This window comes from Paraburkholderia aromaticivorans, from assembly GCF_012689525.1.
Lineage (GTDB): Bacteria > Pseudomonadota > Gammaproteobacteria > Burkholderiales > Burkholderiaceae > Paraburkholderia > Paraburkholderia aromaticivorans_A.
The window spans coordinates 3036131-3056856 of record NZ_CP051515.1 but is presented as its reverse complement, the minus strand read 5'-3'; the positions used below and the strand labels follow the sequence as shown (position 1 = coordinate 3056856).

General features: G+C 62.9%; 21 protein-coding genes. 9 read left to right on the top strand and 12 right to left on the bottom strand.

What is annotated here, in order from left to right:
- Positions 1-161 precede the first annotated feature (161 nt).
- Positions 162-1331, top strand: coding sequence for a porin (locus HF916_RS25520; RefSeq protein ID WP_168791538.1), 1170 nt, complete (start codon positions 162-164; stop codon positions 1329-1331).
- Positions 1332-1443: 112 nt separating this feature from the next.
- Here the strand turns inward: HF916_RS25520 and HF916_RS25515 are convergent, their stop codons facing one another.
- The 7 genes from HF916_RS25515 to HF916_RS25485 form a co-directional block, all read right to left on the bottom strand.
- The gene (locus HF916_RS25515) at positions 1444-2790 is read right to left on the bottom strand and encodes a c-type cytochrome (protein ID WP_206001856.1); all 1347 of its coding nucleotides are present in this window, start codon (positions 2788-2790) and stop codon (positions 1444-1446) included.
- 9 nt (positions 2791-2799) lie between these two features.
- On the bottom strand, positions 2800-4584 hold the full coding sequence (locus HF916_RS25510; protein WP_168791537.1) for a GMC family oxidoreductase: 1785 nt from the start codon (positions 4582-4584) through the stop codon (positions 2800-2802).
- A gap of 64 nt (positions 4585-4648) precedes the next feature.
- Positions 4649-5413, bottom strand: coding sequence for a gluconate 2-dehydrogenase subunit 3 family protein (locus HF916_RS25505; protein WP_168791536.1), 765 nt, complete (start codon positions 5411-5413; stop codon positions 4649-4651).
- 99 nt (positions 5414-5512) lie between these two features.
- Positions 5513-6058 (bottom strand): GlcG/HbpS family heme-binding protein, encoded by a 546-nt coding sequence (locus tag HF916_RS25500; protein ID WP_168791535.1) that lies wholly within the window; start codon positions 6056-6058, stop codon positions 5513-5515.
- Between the two features lie 100 nt (positions 6059-6158).
- Entirely contained in the window at positions 6159-6896 is a 738-nt protein-coding gene (locus HF916_RS25495) for an MmgE/PrpD family protein (RefSeq protein ID WP_168791534.1), read from the bottom strand.
- Positions 6889-8244 carry an MmgE/PrpD family protein gene (locus HF916_RS25490; protein WP_168791533.1) on the bottom strand — a complete coding sequence of 452 codons (1356 nt, stop codon included), beginning with the start codon at positions 8242-8244 and terminating at the stop codon, positions 6889-6891. The genes HF916_RS25495 and HF916_RS25490 overlap by 8 nt, the downstream gene beginning before the upstream one ends.
- A complete protein-coding gene (locus HF916_RS25485; RefSeq protein WP_168791532.1) occupies positions 8241-9656 on the bottom strand; it encodes an MFS transporter in 1416 nt (471 codons plus the stop codon). The genes HF916_RS25490 and HF916_RS25485 overlap by 4 nt, the downstream gene beginning before the upstream one ends.
- A gap of 219 nt (positions 9657-9875) precedes the next feature.
- Here HF916_RS25485 and HF916_RS25480 point away from each other — a divergent pair, with 219 nt between their 5' ends.
- Positions 9876-10568 carry a GntR family transcriptional regulator gene (locus HF916_RS25480; protein WP_168791531.1) on the top strand — a complete coding sequence of 231 codons (693 nt, stop codon included), beginning with the start codon at positions 9876-9878 and terminating at the stop codon, positions 10566-10568.
- A 148-nt stretch (positions 10569-10716) separates the two neighbouring features.
- Here the strand turns inward: HF916_RS25480 and HF916_RS25475 are convergent, their stop codons facing one another.
- Positions 10717-11064, bottom strand: a complete 348-nt coding sequence (locus HF916_RS25475; RefSeq protein WP_168791530.1) for a DUF4148 domain-containing protein — start codon at positions 11062-11064, stop codon at positions 10717-10719.
- 204 nt (positions 11065-11268) lie between these two features.
- On the bottom strand, positions 11269-12819 hold the full coding sequence (locus HF916_RS25470; RefSeq protein ID WP_168791529.1) for an acetolactate synthase large subunit: 1551 nt from the start codon (positions 12817-12819) through the stop codon (positions 11269-11271).
- 131 nt (positions 12820-12950) lie between these two features.
- Between HF916_RS25470 and HF916_RS25465 the strand changes: the two genes are divergently transcribed.
- On the top strand, positions 12951-13886 hold the full coding sequence (locus tag HF916_RS25465) for a LysR family transcriptional regulator (protein WP_168791528.1): 936 nt from the start codon (positions 12951-12953) through the stop codon (positions 13884-13886).
- Positions 13887-14089: 203 nt separating this feature from the next.
- On the top strand, positions 14090-15076 hold the full coding sequence (locus HF916_RS25460; protein WP_168791527.1) for a zinc-dependent alcohol dehydrogenase family protein: 987 nt from the start codon (positions 14090-14092) through the stop codon (positions 15074-15076).
- A 52-nt stretch (positions 15077-15128) separates the two neighbouring features.
- On the opposite strand, the gene HF916_RS25455 is transcribed toward HF916_RS25460, so the two are convergent.
- Positions 15129-16001 (bottom strand): LysR family transcriptional regulator, encoded by an 873-nt coding sequence (locus HF916_RS25455; protein WP_168791526.1) that lies wholly within the window; start codon positions 15999-16001, stop codon positions 15129-15131.
- A 291-nt stretch (positions 16002-16292) separates the two neighbouring features.
- On the opposite strand from HF916_RS25455, the gene HF916_RS25450 reads away from it, so the two are divergent.
- Positions 16293-16652 (top strand): cupin domain-containing protein, encoded by a 360-nt coding sequence (locus HF916_RS25450; RefSeq protein ID WP_168791525.1) that lies wholly within the window; start codon positions 16293-16295, stop codon positions 16650-16652.
- A gap of 23 nt (positions 16653-16675) precedes the next feature.
- On the opposite strand, the gene HF916_RS25445 is transcribed toward HF916_RS25450, so the two are convergent.
- Positions 16676-17902, bottom strand: a complete 1227-nt coding sequence (locus tag HF916_RS25445) for an MFS transporter (RefSeq protein ID WP_168791524.1) — start codon at positions 17900-17902, stop codon at positions 16676-16678.
- A 119-nt stretch (positions 17903-18021) separates the two neighbouring features.
- On the opposite strand from HF916_RS25445, the gene HF916_RS25440 reads away from it, so the two are divergent.
- Both HF916_RS25440 and HF916_RS25435 read left to right on the top strand, forming a co-directional pair.
- Complete coding sequence (locus HF916_RS25440; RefSeq protein WP_168791523.1) at positions 18022-18954, top strand: LysR family transcriptional regulator; 933 nt, start codon at positions 18022-18024, stop codon at positions 18952-18954.
- Between the two features lie 255 nt (positions 18955-19209).
- Positions 19210-19485, top strand: coding sequence for a host attachment protein (locus HF916_RS25435; protein ID WP_240975494.1), 276 nt, complete (start codon positions 19210-19212; stop codon positions 19483-19485).
- Positions 19486-19548: 63 nt separating this feature from the next.
- Here the strand turns inward: HF916_RS25435 and HF916_RS25430 are convergent, their stop codons facing one another.
- Positions 19549-19866, bottom strand: a complete 318-nt coding sequence (locus tag HF916_RS25430) for a DUF6566 family protein (RefSeq protein ID WP_168791521.1) — start codon at positions 19864-19866, stop codon at positions 19549-19551.
- 151 nt (positions 19867-20017) lie between these two features.
- Here HF916_RS25430 and HF916_RS25425 point away from each other — a divergent pair, with 151 nt between their 5' ends.
- Positions 20018-20266: a hypothetical protein gene (locus tag HF916_RS25425; protein ID WP_168791520.1), complete on the top strand. Its 249-nt coding sequence runs from the start codon at positions 20018-20020 to the stop codon at positions 20264-20266.
- 49 nt (positions 20267-20315) lie between these two features.
- On the top strand, positions 20316-20696 hold the full coding sequence (locus HF916_RS25420) for a TraR/DksA family transcriptional regulator (protein ID WP_168791519.1): 381 nt from the start codon (positions 20316-20318) through the stop codon (positions 20694-20696).
- Positions 20697-20726: the final 30 nt, after the last annotated feature.

Below are 20726 nucleotides of genomic sequence, written 5' to 3'. Positions count from 1 at the left end.
CGGAGCCCATCCGCGCGCCGCGGTCGAACAGTTTTAAGTCGAACTCGCCGCTGCGGGTTTCGCAGGAGGATTGCTTATGCGGTAAAGACATCAAATTAATTAGTATTACAGAATGAAATGTTTAAGGCACAAATAAATCATGACTTGGTGGAGATGACAGAATGAAAAAGTCGCTTTTTGCATTATCGATATTGGGTACTTTTGCTGTGAACGCTCATGCGCAGAGCTCGGTGACGCTATACGGCATTGTCGATGAAGGCGTGATGATCAACACCAACGCGAAGAACGTAGTGAACGGCAAGAACGTAGGCGGCCGGCAATTCTCGGTCGATTCCAACGCGGGCACGCAGGGCAGCCGCTGGGGCATCCGGGGCGCCGAAGATCTGGGCGGCGGCCTGAGGGCGATCTTCGTGCTGGAGTCGGGCATCAACGTCAGCACGGGCGCGTTCGGACAAGGCGGCACCGCATTCGGCCGGCAAGCCTACGTGGGCCTCGCCAGCAGCTCGTTCGGCTCTGTGACGTTGGGCCGTCAGTACGACAGCATCAACGACTACGTCGGCAACTACGGCTATGCCGCGGCGTATGGCGGATCGACGACGGAACATCCGGGCGACCTCGACAACGTCAACCACACGTTTCGCGCGAACAGCACGATCAAATACGCGAGCCCGAATTTCAACGGCCTGACTTTCGGCGGCACGGTGAGTCTGGGCGGTGTGGCGGGCGAGATTTCGCAGTCGAGCGGATACAGCCTCGGTGCGAATTACGGACACGGCCCGTTCGGGATTGCGGTCGCGTATGAACTGTTCAAGAATCCGTCGGCGTTGGGCTCGATCCTGAACAGCAACGCGAGCGCCGCGACGTTCAACTCGCTGAACTCGGGCTATCTCGGCACGAAGCCGGCCAACTCGCTGCAAATCATCACGACAGGCGGCTCGTACGATTTCGGCCCGGCAAAGATCGGCGCGGTGTATTCGAATACCAAGTACATGAATATCGGCGCATTCGGTGGCGCGACCGCGACGTTCAACAGCTATGAGTTGAACGCGCTCTATCGCTTCACGCCGGCGCTGTCTCTGTCGGGGGAATACAACTATACGAAGGGGAACGCGGTGAAGGGCGACATCGGCGACCAGAAGTACAACCAGTTCTCGTTGCTGGTCGACTACGCGCTGTCCAAGCGTACCGATGTCTATCTCCTCGGCACCTTCCAGACCGCAAGCGGCACGAGCTCCACCGGCGCTGCGGCGGTTGCGGATATCGGCAGTCTCGGCGATTCGTCGAACAATCATCAAGCCGTGGCGCGCGTCGCGATTCACCACAAGTTCTAGGCGCGCTCGTTTTCCACGAAAGAAGCCCAGTGCGGCGATTAATGCACTGGGCTTCTTTCGTTCACGCATTCAAACATCGCGCGCAAACGCTTCACGCTGCAATGCTGCCAGGTTATTTCGCGCTGACGGCCACACCGCGAACCTTGGCGACTTCGCCAGCGGTGACGGCCGCCGCGCGATTTCCCCAACTGCTTCGCACAAAGCTCAATAGATCCGCGATCTGCTGATCGGTCAAACGCCAGCCGAAGTCGGGCATGGCGAGCGGCGTCGGCGCGGCTGCGGTGGACGGCATATGTGAGCCGCTCAATACGATATGAATCAGCGATGCCGGATCGCCGCTCAGCACCGATGCATTGCCCCTGAGACTGGGGAAAGCCGGCATTGCGCCGGTGCCATCCGTGCGGTGACAGGCCGCGCAATTGTCCAGATAGAGATGGGCGCCGGTCGAATCGATGTGACCGGCTCGGAGCGCGATAGCCGTCTGTTCCGCGCGACCAGTTTGCTGCGTGGCGGGCGGCGTCGCGCCCGCTTGCAATGATGGCGACGTCAGATACGTTGCAATCGCGTTCAGATCGTCGTCGTGCAGATATTGCGTGCTGTCGTCAATGACTTCCGTCATCGGGCCGAATGCCGCGCCGTCATGCAAACGCCCACTGCGCAGATAGGCGACGAGATCCGCCTTGTTCCATACCCTGTCGCTGTCCGATGTTTGCGCCTTGTGTCCGCGCAGGTTGGGCGCATACCAGCCCGCGAGCGTATTGCCGGACAGGAACGCGGTGTTGTCCTTCTCGTCGAGTACGCTCTCCTGCCCGAGCATGCCGTGCGGCGTATGACATGCGCCGCAATGTGCGAGCCCTTGCACCAGATACGCGCCACGATTCCATTCGACGCTCTGGTGCGGATCGGCTTGATAGGGCAGTTGCTCATGCGCATACAAACGATCCCACACGGTCATCAGCGCGCGAACGTTGAACGGGAAGCGGAGTTCGGATGCACGATCCTTCTGCCCGACGGGTTTGACGCCTTGCATGAAGTAGCGATAGAGCGCATGCATATCGGCGTCGTCGATCTTCGCGTACGACGGATACGGCATTGCCGGATACAGGCGATGGCCGTCTTTGGCAATCCCTTGACGCAACGCCGCAGCGAAGTCCTCGTAGCTGTATCCGCCGATTCCGGTCGATGCGTCCGGTGTGATGTTGGTCGAATAGAGCGTGCCGAAGGGCGTCGCGAGCGGCAGACCGCCCGCGAACGGTTGCGCCTTGTTCACCGTGTGACAGGCCGCGCAATCGCCGACTTTCGCGAGATAGGCGCCTTTGACTAACTGCGCGTCGACGGTCACTGGCGTGGGCGTGGCATTCAAAGTTTGCGCGTTCGCACCGCCGCCGGGCGCGCCGCTGCACATCAGCGCAAACACGGGAATCAGGTACTGTCTCAAGCGACCGAATTTGATTGTCATGACGGTCGCTCACGCCTGAACCAGCGGGCCGGGATTCTTCAGATACGTCTCGCGGATCGCTTTCGCCGCGTAGTACGTCATGGCGCCGATCGTGCCGGTCGGATTGATGCCGAGATTTTGCGGAAACGAACAGGCGCCGGCCACGAACACATTCGGGACATCCCATGACTGAAGATATTTATTCACCACGCTGTTGTCCGGCCGGTCGCCCGCAATCGCGCCACCGGTCGTATGGGTGCTCTGATACGGACCGACGTCGAAGTGATCGCCCGGTTTGCCCGCGTTGATCGCAACCGATTGCGGTTTCGGGTTCATCGCGCGCGCGACATCCGCAGCCTTGTGGCTGACGAACTGCGTCATACGGCCTTCGTTGTCTTTCCAGTCGAACGTCATGCGCAATAGCGGCAGACCATACGCATCCTTGTAAGTCGGATCGAGATCGAGATAGTTGTCGCGGTACGACATCACCGAGCCTTGCGTGGAGATGGCGAACGAATGCAGATAGTGGTCTTTCACGGCTTTCTTCCACCCCGAGCCCCACTTCGGCGTGCCGGGCGGCACGAGGGCCTGCGCGATCGGACGGCCGCCCGTCACCGTCGCAAACGTAATCGCACCACCGATGAAATTCAGCGGACCATGATCGAAGTTGTCGGCATTGAAATCGTCATAAACGACGCCGCCCGCTCCCGTACCGATGAACGGATTGATCGCGACGTCCTTGTCGAAGAAGACCGGAATCTTGCTGTTCTTCTGATACGCGTAGTTCTTGCCGACAGTGCCTTCGCCGGTGGCCGGATCGTATGGCTTGCCGATACCCGATAACAGCAGCAGGCGCACGTTGTGCATCTGGTACGCGCACAAGGCGACGATATCCGCCGGCTGCTCGACAGTGTGTCCTTGAGCGTCGATATAGGTAACGCCGGTGGCGCGTTTGCCGGTCGCGTCGAGATTGACCTTGACGACCGCCGAGCGGTCGCGCAATTCGAAATTCGGCTTTCTCGCGAGCGCCGGAAGAATGCAGGTCTGCGGCGACGCTTTCGAAAACATGTAGCAGCCGAACAGCTCGCAGTAGCCGCAGAAGTTGCACGGCCCTAGCTGCATGCCATACGGGTTCGTGTACGCCTTCGACGCAATCGACGCAGGCGTCGGATACGGGTGAAAGCCGACTTCGCGCGCGGCCTGCTCGAACAGCATCGACGGATACGCGGTGGGCAAGGGCGGCAATGCGTAATCGCGCGAGCGGGGCGCTTCGAACGGATTACCGCCGCCGACCGATTGCCCGTTGAGATTGCCCGCCTTGCCCGACGTGCCGGCGACATATTCGAAGCGGTCGTAGAACGGCTCGAGTTCGGCGGCGCTGACGGGCCAGTCCTGAATCGTCATGTCGTCGGGAATGAAGCCCTTGCCGTAGCGTTGCTCGTAGTGGCTGCGCAGCTTCAGGTCGGCATCGGTCGCGCGATACGTAAAGCCGTTCCAGTGCACGCCCGAGCCGCCGACGCCGTCGCCGAACAGAAAGGCGCCGTACTGGCGTAACGGTAGCGCGACTTCCTGCGCCTTGCGGCGGATCGTGACAGTCTCATGCGCGAGGCTTTGCATCAGCCTGAAGCGCTGCACGTAGGTCAGTTCGTCTGCGATCTTCGGGTACGCGAAGTCGGGATACGTATCGCGGTTTTCACCGCGTTCGAGGCCGACCACGGTGAGGCCGGCGTTCGCCAGTTCGATCGCCATGATCGAACCCGACCAGCCCATGCCGACGACCACCGCGTCCACTTTGGGTTTACTGATGTTCGCCATGTGTCTCCTCCTGGCGTGTGTTTTATATGGTGCTGCTGCTGCGAGCGTTGCCAGATGAAAACGGCTAGACCTTGCCTTCGATCGTCACGGATCCGAGCGGATAGACTTTGCCGGGTTGCGCGACCCAGTCGAGATAGTCGGCGCGTGCGCCGGGAAATCCGATCATGGTCCAGCTCGCGGCGTGCTTGTTGCCGCCGTGAATCGGATCGGAGAAATAGCCTTCTTTCGTGTTCTGCCACAGCAGCGCGATGAAATGACCGGCCGAGGTTTGCTCGAATTTGACCTTGCCGCTATCCATGCCATGCAGCAGCGTGTCCTGTTGCGCGGTCGTCAATTGCACGAACGGCTTGCCGCCGAAGTGCGCCTTGCAATAGGCGTCGAGCGCCGCGATGCCGGTGCGGTACAGGTCGCGAGGGGACATGGGACTTTGATAGCCGGCGAGCGGGGTTGCGTCCGGATGAAACGGGCCGTGCATATACCACGCTGCCGCGTGACCGAACGCGCCTTCCATCTGCCGGTCGATGAATGCCGCGACGTCGAGTTCGAGCGCGCCCGGTCCTTCCGCATCGGCGGGAATCAGGCGGTCGATCACGGCTTGCAGAACGCTCCACTCGTCGGGCTTGAAGAACTTCGGCTGGTACGGTGTCGCGCTAGATCCGTCGCTGCCAGCGCTGGTCGACGCCGCTGCTGACGCCGTCATGCCGCCGGGTCGATCGCACGCGGCTAGGCCGCCCGCCACCGGCAACACCGCGACGCTTTTGATCAGGAACCGGCGCCGTGATGAAGCGATTGGCGGCGTCGCTGACGCGGCAGCGGGTTTGTCGTCCATGATGAACTTCTCCGTGCATTAAAAAGGCATCCTGATCGATCCGGCTTGCGAGCGTGTCATTCGATCAACGCAAGCGGCGCAAAACGGCGACCCTTGGGTCTACTTCAACGCGTCCGCGCCCGCCTTGCAGATATCCGCATCCTGGTCGCCGCTGCCGCCGCTGCATCCGATCGCTCCGACGATCTTGCCGCCGATCACGAGCGGATAGCCGCCGGGCGAGGCGACCACTGAAGGATCGAGCGTCGCCGAAGCGGTGTGGCCGGCTTCGAAGGCGTTATAGAACGTGCGCGTATCGCGGCGAAAGCGCGCGGCGGTCGCGGCCTTGCGCAGCGCGATTTTCGGCGACGAGTTCTGCGTGTTGTCCATCTTCGCGAACGCGACGAGTTCTCCGCTGGGATCGGTCACAGCGATTGCTTCGGGCCAGCCGTGCCGCGCGGCTTCAGCCTCGGCGGCTTCGAGCGCCTGGTTGGCGCTTTGCAGGCTGATCGGCATGCCGTATGGAATATCGAACGGCGAGTGCGCCGGCAGGCCACCGGCCGACGGTTGCGACGCGGGCGTCTGCGCGATGGCGTTCGCGCCGCTCAGTACCGCGCACAGCGAGAACAGCGCGGGCAACGAGGCTTGGATGATTCGCTTGCTGGACATATTGGATTCCCGTGGTGTGGCCGATAAAAGGCGTCGAGCATTGGTGGTGGATGACAGCTTCGCCCGATGCGGCAAACACATCGGGCGAAGCGCGTCACGCTCAGTCGAGCGAAGTCCAGCGCGTACCCAGCGCTTCCGTGATGGCGGCAGCGTCGAAGCGATACGCCATCAGCGCCGCAAAACCGCGCCGTCCGTCGATGGACGCAGCCGCGCTCGTGAAGCCGTGCTTCGCGATCATCGCGGCTTCGAGCGCGTCCGCTGCGGCCTTGCCGATCTCGATGGCTTCCATCGCGTGGTCCGCGTTGTGCGCGAGGCCCGCGGCCTGGGTTGCGGCGACGCCGAGCGCGTGACGTGTATGCACTTCGTCGAGACGCAGCAGGCGCGAGACTGCCAGCACCGCGCCCAGCAAGCCCACCGACGACGCCACATTCCAGCGCGCGCGGAATTCAACGCTGTCGACCGCGCTGAGAATACGCGCGGCGGCTTCGATGCCGATCGCGGCCGCGGCGATCGCATCGCTTTCGGATGAGTCGAGCGTGTCGCCAGCTGCGATCACGGCGGCGAGCACCGGCATTGCCGGCGACGCGGCGGCCTGCGTCGCGAGCGACGCGCCGAGAATCCATGCGCGGGTGCGGGAATCGGTCGTCGCGCTGCCTTGCGATTGCAGCAGTGCGCTGATCTGCTCGGTGGAGCGCGTCGCCGGATCGGTGATCAGGCGCGCGTGGGTGAGCGCGTCGCGGGCGGCGTCGAGTGCGGCGTCGGCCGAGGCGGGCAGCGCGGCGATCGCGAAGCCGACGAGCGCGTCGGACACGACGGAATGTTGAGCGGCGTTATGCATGATTCAGTTCCTCAGACGGTGCGCAGAGTGCAAAGAGCGCGTCGAGATTGGCGGCCGTGTCGAGTGTCGCCACGGCGGCAGCGAGTTGAGCGGCGATGCCGTCGCCCAACTGCGAATCCACCAGCAGACGGACCTTGTGCATCAGTTCGTCGTCGGTCAGCGGACGCGCGAGGCTGCCGCGCGCATGGTCGACGTGATGTTCGACGACCGTGCCGTCCTTCAGCGTTGCCGCGATAAAGACTTCGTCGCGATTGACCGAGGCGTCGGGTGCGAGCCTGGTCAGCGCGCGCACCGCCGTGACGTCGTCCCGCACCACGCGCGCGTCTTCGTATTGCGCGAGACCGACCTGGCCGTCGCACAGCGCGGCCGCCACGCCATGAATCGCGCTGAAGCGCGCCTGCAGGCCGTCCTTCGGCTGCGGATTGCCCATCAGTTCGGGCACGAGCGGATGGCAGCGCAGGGTGATCGACTCGATCGACTGCACGTCGTCGATTTGCGGTGCGAGCGCGAGTCCCGCGTCGATCGCAGGGTGCGCGACGATGCCGCACGGATACGGCTTGTACGTGTTGAAGAGCAGTTCCCAGCGCTCGCCGAACGCGCCGTTCATCAGCTCGAAATCGACCTTGGTCGACATCGAATGCGAGTAGCCGCCGGCGGCTTCGAAAATATCGGCGGTGGCGCGCAGGCCTTGCTGCGCGAGACGCGCGGCCGCAATGCCGTTCGCAGCCGCCTTGCCGGGGTGATAGGGCTTGGTCATCGTGCCGAACGCTTCGCGCTGGCCGACGAACATCGAGGCGGCGATCGACACCGCTTGCGCCAATCCCGCTTCGTCGAGACCGAGCAGCAGCGCGGCCGTTACCGCGCAGCCGATCACGCCGCACGTGCCGGTGATGTGCCAGCCGCGATCGTAGTGTTCCGGCGAGATCGAGACGCCGACCCGCAACTGCGCTTCGCAGCCGAGCGTGAAGGCGGTCAGCGCGGCTGCGCCGGTGGGCCGCGTGTCCGGCGCGAGGGCGGTCAGCACGGCGAGCACCGAAGCGGCGGGGTGAATGACGGTCGCGAGATGGGTATCGTCGAAATCGTCGAGATGGCCGGCAAAGCCGGTCGCGAGCGCTGAAAAATGCAGATCGACTTTTTCGCTGCGGCCCGGCACCGGCGCGATCTGCGCGACGCCAAGTTCGGCGGCGGCGGCGAGGATCGCGTCGACACCGGGATGCCGCGACGCGCCGATCGACGTGCCGATCACATTGATCAAAGAACGCCTGGCTTCCTCTGCGACCGGAACCGGCAGCGGACGCTGCGCCAGTGCGAAAAGGCCGTGCGCGAATGCGGCGGCGATGGAACTCATTGAGACAACTCCTCCAGACGAATGCCGTTGGTCTTCGGCCCTAGCAGCCCGACCATCACGACGATCACAAACATGGCTGACGAAATCAGCACGAACACGGCGGGCACGCCCGAATGCTTCAGCAATGCCGCCACCCAGAAACCGACGAAGATCGAACTCAGACGGCTCCAGCTAAAAACGAAACCGACGGCGCGGGCGCGAATCCGGGTCGGATATAGCTCGGCCTGATAGGTGTGAAAGATGCCGATCAGCCAGTTGTTCGCGATCGTCACGGCGCTGCCGAACAGCAGGATCAGCACGGGTTCGCGCACCATGCCGAACAGCACCCCGGCCACCGCGACGACGATCGCGCAGCCGACCAGTTGCCACTTGCGCTGGACGCGCTCGGCCCACGCCATCGCGCCGAGCGCGCCAAGCGGCGTCGCAAATGCGATCACCATCGTGTAGAGCAGCGAATGCGTGATCGTGATGCCCTTCGTGTAGAGCAGCACCGGCACCCACGCGCCGAAGCCGTACACGCCGAAGGTCTGGAAGAAGTTGAAGAACGACAGCATCACCGTGCGGCTCAAGTAGCGGCCTTTCCACATCTCCGACCATGAACCGCCGCGCTCGCCGGCTGGCGGTTCCGGCGTGTGGTGCGCCGGTGCCTGCAACGGGCGGCCGGTTTCGGCGACCACGCGGGCCTCGATCGCATCGACGATGGCACGTGCTTCGTCGACACGGCCTTTGCTTTCGAGCCAGCGCGGCGACTCCGGCAGTCCGCGCCGCATGAACCAGATCAGCACGGCGCCGGCCGAGCCGATGATCATCACCCAGCGCCAGCCTTCGAGACCGAGGATCGTGTGCGGCACAAGCAGAAACGACAGCACCGCGACGGTCGGCACGGAAGTCAGGATCACGAGGATGCTGAATGCGCTGTAGCGGCCGCGTGTGTGATACGGCGTCAGCTCGGAAATATAAGTGTCGACAGTAATGAGTTGCACGCCGATCCCGAGACCCGCGACGAAGCGCCAGAGATCCATGGATTCCGGCGAATGCTGGAATGCGGCGGCGAAGGTCGCGACCGAATAGATCAGCATCGCGCAGGTGAACACGGCGCGTCGTCCGAAGCGGTCGGTGAAGCCGCCGAGCGCCACCGTGCCGACGAACATCCCGGCGAAAAACGAGCCGAGAAAGCTGGCGAAGCCGTTGACGTCGAACAGGCCGGCCGTGGTGGCGCGGTACAGACCACTGCCGATGAGTCCCAGTGAGATATAGGCGGCCATGAACATTTCATAAAACTCGAACCAGCCGCCGATCGCGATGCGCGCGACGAGGCCGCTGAAATAACGCGTCGGCGGCAGGCGGTCGAGCCGCGCCGAAACGCTGGCTTCGACGGCGGTTGCGCCGGCGATCTCCTTTTCGATGTACATGCTTGCGTCTCCGATCTGGACTTAGCGTCCTATATTGGTAGTGTCGACACTTTCGCCAAGTGTATGGCGAATCACAGGGAGATTTCAAGAAATATTCGACGAACTGTGCACACTTAGGGAAATCGAGCAGGGAGCCGCACCGGCCTGGCCAGCCGCTGGTTTGCTAGAATCCGTCCACGCAGCCGGGCGGCACGCCAAGGGATATCGAGGAATAACGGGATGGACGAAACTGTCGACACACGCGACGAAGAGGAGCAGGGCGACGCATCGCCGGTCGGGGAGATCGTCGACTGGGTGGCGCGCGGCATCATCGAAGGACGGCTGCAACCGGGCGACGACCTGAATTCGGTCGATCTCGCGAAACGCTTCAACGTCAGCCGCACGCCGGTGCGTGAAGCGCTGTTCGTGCTGAATCGCGAACGGCTGGTCGACTGGTCGCCGCGGCGGCGTCCGCGCGTGTCGTCGATGACCCTCACGGAAGTACGCGAGATCTATCAACTGCGCGTGCTGTTATATGGGCAGGTGTCGCTGGCAATCGTCGAACACGCCACCGCCGAGGACCTCGAGTCATTGTGGCGCGCGCACGCGCGTCTCGCCGATGCGGCCGCGCGCGCCGACGTCGACGGCTATTTCTGGGCTAATGTCGCGTTTCGCGATGAGGAATTGCGGGTGAGCCGTAACGGCATCTTCAAGGAAGTGCTCGATTCGATGCGGATGCGCACCAACCGGCTGCGGCACCTCAGCACGTCGTTGCCCGGACGCATGCAGCGCTCGTGCGCCGATCACCAACGGTTGTGCGAGGCGTATGCCGAGCGCGACGGCACGCTCGCGGCGGCGCTGAACCGGTCGATCGTGTTGACTGCATTGCAGGCAATCGAGCAGGCGTGGGAGACGGAATTCGTCAAGGGTTGACGCGCTTCATCGGCGCGGCTTGAGGCAAGCGGCGGTTCGGTCAGGTGTCGTCAACGGCGAAACCTGGTTTTGCCGCCGGGAAGATCTTCAGAATAAAATTCGGTCCCGTGCGTCTAGCGACAAGCACGGGACCTGCACGGCATGTCATTCATTTGCCGAAGTACGGGGTGCAGAAGCTGACCGGACCGACACAGGTCGATTGCGTCGCCGTGTGCGCCGGACCGCCTGACGACGTGCTGTTCGCCGGCACACCGCCGTAGCCCTGCGCCGCCTGTTGATGCGTGGATTGCGCCGTGACTTTCGCTTCGGCGGCCTGGATGTCGGCCGGGTAGTTGGCATCTTCGGATCGCGCCGGGTTATAGCCGGCCCGTTCCACCTGCACGAGATCGCTGCGGACCTCGGCGCGCGTCACCGGCCCATTGGATTGCGCGAAGCTGAGCACCGGAGCGGACAAGGCGGCAGCAGCGAGGGCGAGGCAAACAATAGCTTTCTTCATGATTCAGACTCCGAAATAAATACGATGGTTGATTGAGGGAAATTCGCTGAATAGCAGCAGCTAATTCGACGCTACTGGTATTGCGCGGGTCTTTCTTCCTTGAGCGTCTGGAAGCCATATTGCGCTTCCGCACCTGACGCGATCCCCACCGGTTCATTACGAAATTGACATGTTGGGCCTGCCCCCGTTTCAGGTTCCGGGCGCTTACTCGAGCACTGCTTCGATCAGGCGCGGGCCACGCTGCGCGATCGCCGAAGCGAACGCCTGCTCGAAAGCGCGGCGGGAATTCGCGCGGACGGCGCCGACACCCAAGCCCTGTCCGATCGAAACCCAGTCCAACGCCGGGGTGCCCAGATCGAGCATGGCGCCCGAGTTCGGTCCATTCGAAGACGCGCCCACGCGCACCAGTTCGTTGTTCAGCACCTTGTAACCGCGATTGGCAAACACGACGGTCACGATGTCGAGGTTCTCGCGCGCCTGAGTCCAGAGCGACTGCACGGTGTACATTGCGCTGCCGTCGCCGACCAGCGTTACAACCTTGCGGTCCGGGCGCGCAATGGAGGCGCCGGTCGACACGGCCATCATGCTGCCGATCGCGCCGCCGGTCAGATTGAGAAAATCGTGCGGCGCGGTGTTATTCAGGAGGTCGTAGTAAGGCAGTGTCGACGAAACGCCCTCGTCGGCGACGATCGCGTTCGTGGGCAGATGCATGGCCACGATCTGCGCGATGCTTTTCGCGTCGAGTGCGCCGTCGAGTGACAAGGCAATCGCTTGCCGAGCGACGACGCGTTCCTCGACGCCTCGCGCATTCACGGCGTCCATGAGCGCTGCCAGTGCGGCCGCGCCGTCTTCGTGCGGATGACTTAGCACGGCGATCTCGCAGGCGTCGGGCGTGAGCCAGCTGGGTTTGTCGGGATACGCGAAGAAACTGACCGGGGGACGCGCGCCGACCAGAATCAGCAGCTCTGTCTCGGCGAGGAATTCAGTGGCGTGCTCGCCGAAGTAGGGAAGCCGCTCGACCTGTACACGACCCGCGCCGCGTTCCAAACGTGGTGCAAACGTGTCGGACACCAACCGCGCCCCGGTCTTCGCCGCGATTTTGCCCGCCGCGACCAGACCTTCGCCGAGAAGCGCGTCGCCTCTGACGAGGAGGACCGCCTTTAAGCCTGCCTGCAGTTTGCTGGCTACCCGGTCGATAGTCGAACCGGCCGCGTGTGTGCGCGGCTGAAGCGGCAGCGGAGCGGCAACTTCAACCGCCGGATCCCAGGCGGTGTCGGCCGGGAGAATCAGCGTCGCGATCTTGCCCGGCGCTTCCCGCGCTGCGCGCACGGCGCGTGCCGCATCCGCGCCGACAGAACGGGCGCTCGTGGACGAATGAACCCAGTCCGACACCGGGCGTGCAAAGCCGGCGATGTCCGAGGCGAGCGGCGCGTCGTACCGTGCGTGCGACGACGCATGGTCCCCGACGATATTCACGATCGGACTGGACGCCCGGCGCGCGTTGTGAAGATTGCTCAGGCCGTTTGCCAGCCCCGGTCCCAGGTGCAGAAGCGTGGCGGCCGGCTTGCCGGCCATGCGTGCGTAGCCGTCGGCGGCGCCCGTCACGACATTTTCCTGAAGACCCAGCACGGGTCGCATTTCTTTCACCGCGTCGAGCGCGGCGACGAAATGCATTTCCGATGTGCCCGGGTTTCCAAAACAGACTTCCACGTCGCTAGCAACCAGCGACTTCAGCAGACTTTCTGCACCGTTCATGGTGTTGCTCCAAAGATGTCGAAAAGGGGCGCCGCTGTCTGACGGATTCGGACGCAGTGCCGGCTTGACGACCATTCTGAATAGTCCTACTGTGAGTAACAATCGAGGCAGATTGGAAACTTAGTTACATCATGCGTAAAAATCTGGATTACGGACTGCTTCACGCCATGACGGCGTTTGTCAGGGTGGTGGATGCCGGAACCTTCACGTCGGCCGCCGAGCAGATGGAGTTGACGACCGCACAGATCTCGCGGCTCGTATCCGGCCTGGAAGAGCGCCTGCGCACCAAACTGCTGCAGAGAACGACCCGCCGGATTGCGCTTACCAGCGCCGGCGAGACGTATGTGACTCAGTGCCGGGATATCCTGGAGCGCGTGAATGTGGCGGAGGCGTACGCATCAGGGGCAACGATCGAGCCGGCGGGGCGGCTCAGGGTTCAATGCATGGGTAGCTTCGGGAATTACTATGTGGTCCCGCTGATCGCCGAATTCTGCGCGGCGTTTCCCAAAGTAAGCATCGAGTACGCGACTTCACAGTACGCGCCGGCGCTGCTTGCGGAGGGCATCGACGTGGGCATCTACCTGTCGCGACAACTGTCGGATTCGGGATTGGTGGCGCTGCCGCTGGGTACGGTGTTCGGTGTGATGTGCGCGGCGCCCGCCTACATTAAACAGTACGGTACGCCCCGGCATCCGCGCGACCTGGCGAACCATGCCTGCATTCGGCTGATCAATCCTTCTGTGACCTCGGAGTGGGAACTGATGTCGGGCAAGCGGACCTATCAGGCGCAAGCCGTCGGCCCCATCATTGCGGACAATCCCGACGTCCTTCTGAAGACCGCGGAGCAAGCTAGCGGTATAGCATTGTTGCCGTGGTTCACGGCCAGGGATTCGATACGTGACGGGCGTCTGGTTCGCGTTCTTCCGTCGTGGCGGTCGCCTGACGTCACGGTCTCCGCGTTGTATCCCTCCAGACACTTTCTCGACGCCAAGACCAAGGCGTGGCTCGATATGCTCAAGGCCCGAGTGACGCCCGCGCTGATCAAAGACGCTTCGATGTTTCTGTGACGCGGAAGGCTCTCGGCGGTTAGCAGGCCTGTGCTGTCGTCTCGTAGGACGAATCCCGCTGCTAGCCGCCTCTGGCAAAAGGTTGCGCCATGCGTTAATGCATGACGGGTGTGCATATTTGTGAGTTTTCATACCGGTTTGCATGGGTCACTATTCGCTTCATCTGCTTTTCCTCTTACCGGTATCTGCAAGGAGCGTTGACCATGACAATGCAAGCCCTCGTTCTCTCCCAGTACAACGGACCGCTGGAACTCACCACCTTGGCGCGCCCCGAACCGTTGCCCGGCCAGGTATTGGTGCGCGTCGCGGCGGCCGGTCTCAACCCGCTCGACACGAAAATTCGCTCAGGTGGCGCCGCTCATGCAAAACATCCGCTGCCGCTGGTGCTCGGCATCGACATGGCCGGCGTGGTCGAGGCGGTGGGCGCGGGCGTGACCCGCTTCAAAGCGGGCGACGAGGTCTACGGCATGACCGGCGGCGTCGGCGGCATCCAGGGTTCGCTTGCACAATATGCCGCCGTCGACGCGGATCTGCTCGCATTGAAGCCCGCCAATCTGTCGATGCGCGAAGCCGCCTCTCTGCCGCTGGTGTTCATCACCGCGTACATGGGAATCGTGGATCGCGCGAAGCTTCAGGCCGGACAAACGGTGCTCGTGCAAGGCGGCGCGGGTGGCGTGGGCCACGTCTCGGTGCAACTTGCGCGGGCGCTCGGAGCGCGGGTGTTCGCCACGGCGAGCGCACGCGATCACGACGAACTCACACGCCTCGGCGCCACGCCGATCGATTACGCCGCGCAGAACGTCGAGCAATACGTCGCCCAGCATACGGGCGGCGCGGGCTTCGAGGTGGTCGCCGACACGGTGGGCGGCGCAACGCTCGATGCATCGTTCGCGGCGGTCAAGCATTTTGGCCATGTCGTCAGCGCGCTCGGCTGGGGTACGCATGCACTCGCGCCGCTGTCCTTTCGCGAGGCGACGTATTCCGGCGTGTTCACCCTGCATGCGCTGCTGAGCGGCGAGAATCGGGCGCATCACGGTGAGATGCTCGGCGAGGCGACGCGCCTCGCCGAAGCGGGTCAATTGACGCCGCGGCTCGATCCGCGCCGCTTCGATCTTCGCTCGGCGGAACAGGGGTACGACGCAATCAGCGATCGCAGCGCGCGGGGCAAAATCGTCGTCGATATCGAGTGACGCTGGTTGCGCCGGTCGGCGGCCGCGAGTGATTTCAGCGGCGGTCAGATGCCTATCCGGCGTTGGCGAGTCTGTCGACGACAACGTCGATCAGCGCCCGCAACCGCCCCAGCCGCCGAAGGTCGCGATGGTAGCCGAGCCAGACCTCACGGCCCGGCGGCGTTTCGCCGAGGTCGATGCGCCGCAGTCCCGGCGTGTTGTCGCCGAGCGCGGACGGCAGGACCGCGAAGCCGCCGCCCTCGGCGCACATGCGCGCCTGGACGCCACGATTGTTGCTGGCGTACGCAACTCGTGCATTCGGCAGCATGCGGCGAATCCACGTCACGTCGGGCAACGCCTCGAAGGCGCTGTCCATCGTGATCAGCGATTGCCCCGCGCCATCGCCGGCCTGCGGTGCAACCAGATCGGCGTGCCCGTACAGCGCGTAGTTCAGATCCATGATCTTTCGCTGGATCACGTCGGGTTCGTCGAAAGGCGTGATGCGAAACACGAGATCCGCCTCACGGCGCGAGAGACTGTAGCGTCGCGAATCGGTGATCAACTCGATCGACAGTTGCGGATGCCGCGACAGAAACGTGGCGAATACCGGTGTCAGCACATGAATGCCAAACCAGTCGGACGACGACACGCGCAGCGAGCCCGTCAACTGCTGCGTGGTCCCGGCAAGCGAACGTGTGAACGCGAGCGCTTCTTCCTCCATTCGCTCCGCGAAACTCAATACCGCATGGCCTTCGTCGGTCAGGACGAAGCCGTCGGCGGTGCGCTGGAACAGCGCCTGGCCGACCGCGTTTTCGAGCGCACGCAGCCGGCGGCCCATGGTGGGCTGGGTCTGCCCCAGTTGGCGCGCGGCTGCGCCGAGTGTGCCGCAACGGGCAATCGCGAGAAACACGCGGACATCGCCCCAGTCCATTGTCATTTCGTTCATAGCAGGATGTGCTCGTGCGGCAGGCGGGCTTATCGTACCGAACTTCGAGGTTTGGCGTTTGGGCGATGCCGACGACCGCATCAGCTTCGGAACGGTCTTTGCTTAATGGGTAAGAACATCGGCAAGCTTGCAGCGACCGGCGAGTTTCGCTCACATACTCGTGAAAATTTCTGCCTTAACGACCACGTCGATACCGGACTACGCTGGACGTGCAGAGTCAGTTAGTAAGCCAAGCGTTCTCTGTGTCCTAATAGCTCAATCATCCTGCCTGTAACGTTAAACGGAGACGACATGATCCAGATGATCGATATTGGCGCGGTCGCCGGCGACACGCCGCAAGGATATTCAAACAAGGTACTGACGAGCGTCAATGACCACGACGTCCATTTGAGCGTCATGGACGCGCCATTTTTCTGGCACTTTCATCCGGATTCGGACGAGACATTTCTCGTCGTCGAAGGCGTTCTTACCATCGACGTCGAAGAGGGATCAATCGACCTGCAAGCCGGCCAATTGCTGACCGTGCCCGCAGGTACGCGGCATAGAACGCGGCCTGGTGGCGCACGTTCTGTCAATCTCACGGTTGAAAAGAACGGTGCGACAACTGTCCAGTGCGATGCGCCGCCGCATTGGACAGGTCGTTCTGAGTGACAGCACCGGCGGCAATCAGGCAACTATCCGCGCTCCGCCTGGCAAGTCGCGCCCATCACGGCTGGCCGTCCGACGATCGCCAGCGTCAGCAGCACTGCCGCCAGCTCGCTGGCCGCCGCGACCCATCCGAGGCTACCCACGCCGCCGTGAGCCAGGGTCAGTGCGCCGAGCGCGGCGCCTATCGAGAAACCGATATACATGAACGATGCATTGAGCGACAGCACGATCGATGCGACCTTGAGGCCGGCGATGTCGATGAGCCGCGCCTGCTGCGCCGGATAGAACGCCCAGTGCGCGACGCCCCACAACGCGATGGCCACGAGCACGGGCATGAGTGCGGCCCCGGGTGACAGGAAGCGCGCGCTGATCGACAGCGTGGCGAAGGCGAGGCCCGACAGCGCGATCGTCGGCACGATCACGGCCAGCGGCCCGAACCGGTCGCTGGCGTTGCCGCCGGTCACGACGCCGGCTGCGGCAGCGAGCCCCCACATGAACATCACCATGCCGATCTGCGCACCGGCCAAGCCGGTGACACTGGCGAGAAACGGCGAGAGATACGTGTAGACCGTGTAGGCGCCGGTGGCCCAGAGCGTGGTCGTCAGCAGCGTTGCCAGCACGACCGGGTTGCGCGCCACCGCGATGCGTTCGCGCAGCGTCGCGGTCGGAATGCCCGCTCCGATGTCACGCGGCAGCCCGATGACCAGGCCGGCCGCGGCGAGCGTCGCCAGGCCGGCGACGCCGGCAAACGTCATACGCCAGCCAAGTGCATGACCGACGACCGCGCCGAGGGGCACGCCGAGTGCGATGGCGATCGTGATGCCGCCATTGACCACCGCGATCGCGCGGCCGCGGCGTTCGGGCGGCACGATCACGCTCGCCAGCGCATTCGCACCCGGCACATACAGACCGGCAGACAGCGCCAGCAGCACGCGCGCGCCCACCAGCGCCCAGAAGTTCGGCACGACCATGGCAAGGACATTGGAGAGCGCGAAGGCGATCATGCTCGCGAGCAACAAGGTGCGGCGATTCAGACTGCCGCTTAGCGCCGTCAACACCGGCGAGCTGAGACCATAGGCCAGAGCGAAAACGGTGACCAGCTGGCCCGCGGTTTCGATCTTCACCGAGAGATCGGCGGCGAGTCCGGGTAACAGCGGGGAGATCATGAAGCCTTCGGTGCCGATCGCGAAAGCGCCGAGCGCCAGCCAGTAGATCGGAGCGGGGAGAGCGGAGGTAACGTGTGCGGATTTCATGCAATGCCTCAGGGCGAAAGTGATGCGTTGCATGATTCTGAGGGCGGCGTTCCCGGCCATCAATATGCTAGAGTTCCCGACTTATCGGACACCAATGTCCGCAATCGTGGGGATGCGGCGTGGACAGTCTCAACGCACTCAAAGTCTTTTCCCGCGCTGCGGAGTTGCGCAGTTTCACGGATGCCGGCCAGCAACTCGGCCTGTCTTCATCCGCGGTCGGTAAAGCCGTGGCACGGCTCGAGAAACGCCTCGGCGTGCGCCTTTTCCACCGCAGCACGCGCAGCATCACGCTGACGCACGAAGGCCACCAATTCCTCGAGAGTTGTCGCCGCATCTTTTCCGAAATCGACGCGATCGAGTTCGGCTTCGCGCAAGCCAAAGGTGCGCCCACGGGCCGGCTTCGCGTGAGTTTGCCGATGGTCGGTATGCTGATGATGCCGACCTTGAGCGGCTTCATGCGCGCCTATCCCGAGATCGAACTCGATCTGGATTTCAGCGATCACCTGGTGGATGTCGTCAACGATGGCTTCGACGTCGTCGTGCGCACCGGCGACGCCAGCGACTCGCGGCTGATCGCGCGCACGCTCGGCGCTTACCGGCTTCAACTCGTCGGCGCGCCGTCTTACTTTGCTCGCGCCGGTACGCCGTCGAAGCCCGAGGATCTGTTGAACCACGCCTGCTTGCATCATCGCTATCCGACCAGCGGCAAGTTGCAGCGCTGGCCTTTGGTGACGCCCGCTTCCGGCAATGACGTGGCGCTGCCCGTCACGGCCTCGTCGAGCACGATCGAGCCGCTGATCGCGCTCGCCGAGGAAGGGCTCGGCGTAACCTGCGTGCCGGACTTTGCGATCCGCCGGCAACTCACCGATGGCGGCCTCGTGACGGTGCTGGATGAATACGTCGAACACAGCGGCGTGTTCCGCGCGGTGTGGCCGTCGAGTCCGTACGTGTCGCCCAAGCTGAGGGTCTTCGTCGATTTCCTGGCGGCAAATCTGCTGCCCGCTGCGGATGCGAAACGGCACAGGACTCCGGCAAGAGGCAAGCGCTCGTAGCGCTCGAAGCTGTTGTACGGAAGCCGGGCGAGCGGCGAACTTCGCGCCGATGCGATGAATCGGTGAATTGACCTTGGGCGTATCCGGTCCGAACTGCTATCTTGAGTGAGTGTCGTCGGCACTGTCGGCAATCGAGCGCCTCGGATGCGCTAAAAAATTCCTGCTCAGAGGTGCATGATGGTCGAAGTTACCTGGCTTGTCGTGGCTGACGGAGGGCGCGCGCGTGTTTTCCGGATGCCTGGGCTTACGCTCGACTTGCAGCAGGTCGAAGTTCTCGTCAACGATGAATACACCGGTACGGCCCTGACCGAGAAAGACCGCGAGAAATTTGCAAAGCGAGTTGCCGACTATCTGGAGAAAGGGCGACTCCATCAACTTTACAATCGGCTGCGGCTCGCCATGGAGGCGAAATTTCTCGGCATGGTGCGTTCGAATCTGAGCGAGGAAGCGCGTCGAATGATATTCGAGCAGATCAGCGAAGATCTGTTGTCGCTCAGTACCCAGGAAATCGGGGCGCGTCTGCGGAAGTAGAGAGCGGCTGCGGAAAAATTTCACTGAGCCTGCGAGCGTTTTGCAGGGCCGGCTTTGCAGCGTTCAGGAACTGATGTCTGGCCCGTGCGATTTTTCTTCCGCATCGCGGAACCAGACCTCCGCGCGAGACCGGGCGCTGACCCAGGAGTGAGGCTGCTCCGATTCGAACTCACGATCGATGAACCGGTGGCCCCATTCGACCGCGTCTCTGATCGCTTCTTCTTCGGTCAGCCATTCGGGTTGAACGGTCATCGGGCGAATATCGACAACTTTACCCGCGCTATTTTTCAGGCTCACGCTCGCGATCCATGCGCCGAACTTGTTGGTCTCAGGGCGCACGACCATCTCGAACTCGCCGTAGAAAACAGTGGATGCTGGCATCGTTTTCTCCTTTAGCCTGCGTGTCGCTGCTAAGCGCCATCATGCCGTAATCTCAGTAGCGTGACCATGGTGATCGCAAGCTGGCGCGCACGAAGATGCGCACTCGTATGAAGAAACCGTACGTTTAACTCATCTTTGGCAAGGAGGCGCTATGGTACAAGAATTTTCATATAGACGATTTCAGTTCTCCGCGACGCTCTCGCCTCTGCAAGCAAGTCGAGGGACCGTCACGGTCGATGTCACGACCTCGGACGCTGAGCGCATCGCCGATCTTGGCACGCAGCGTTTCCTGCATGTGGAACGATGGGTGGAAAGAAACGATCCTGCTTTCCTTCAGGTCGTGGTCGACGAATGCAAAGTTGCCGTCGACCATTACGCGGACAACGTCGACGATAGTTGATGGCGCTGTCCCAACGTTCAGAGGGCCAATCACACAGAGGGAGAAGACCATGTCGGAGCAACAGAGTGGCTTGAGTGACGAGTTCATCGCGCAGCAGCGCAAGCGCCTGGAGGCGCTGCGTCGGGAACTGCTGGGCGGCGAGGAAGATACGATCGCAGACGGGAGAACGGCTCAGGAGGAGCACGGCGACGAGGCCGAGGAGTACGAGGACGCGGCGCAGGGAATGGCGCAGAATGAAATCAATCAGTCGCTGCACGACGTGAACGACCAGCGCGTTGCGGACATTGGGCGTGCGCTGCAGAAGATCGACGACGGCACTTACGGTCTCTCCGATGAAAGCGGCCAACCGATCCCCAAGGAGCGACTCGAAGTCATGCCTGAGGCTATCCTCACCGTTGCGGAGCAGAGCCGCCGAGAGACCGGCAAGTAGGGACGTTCAAGCGCGTTAGAGCGCGTCGTC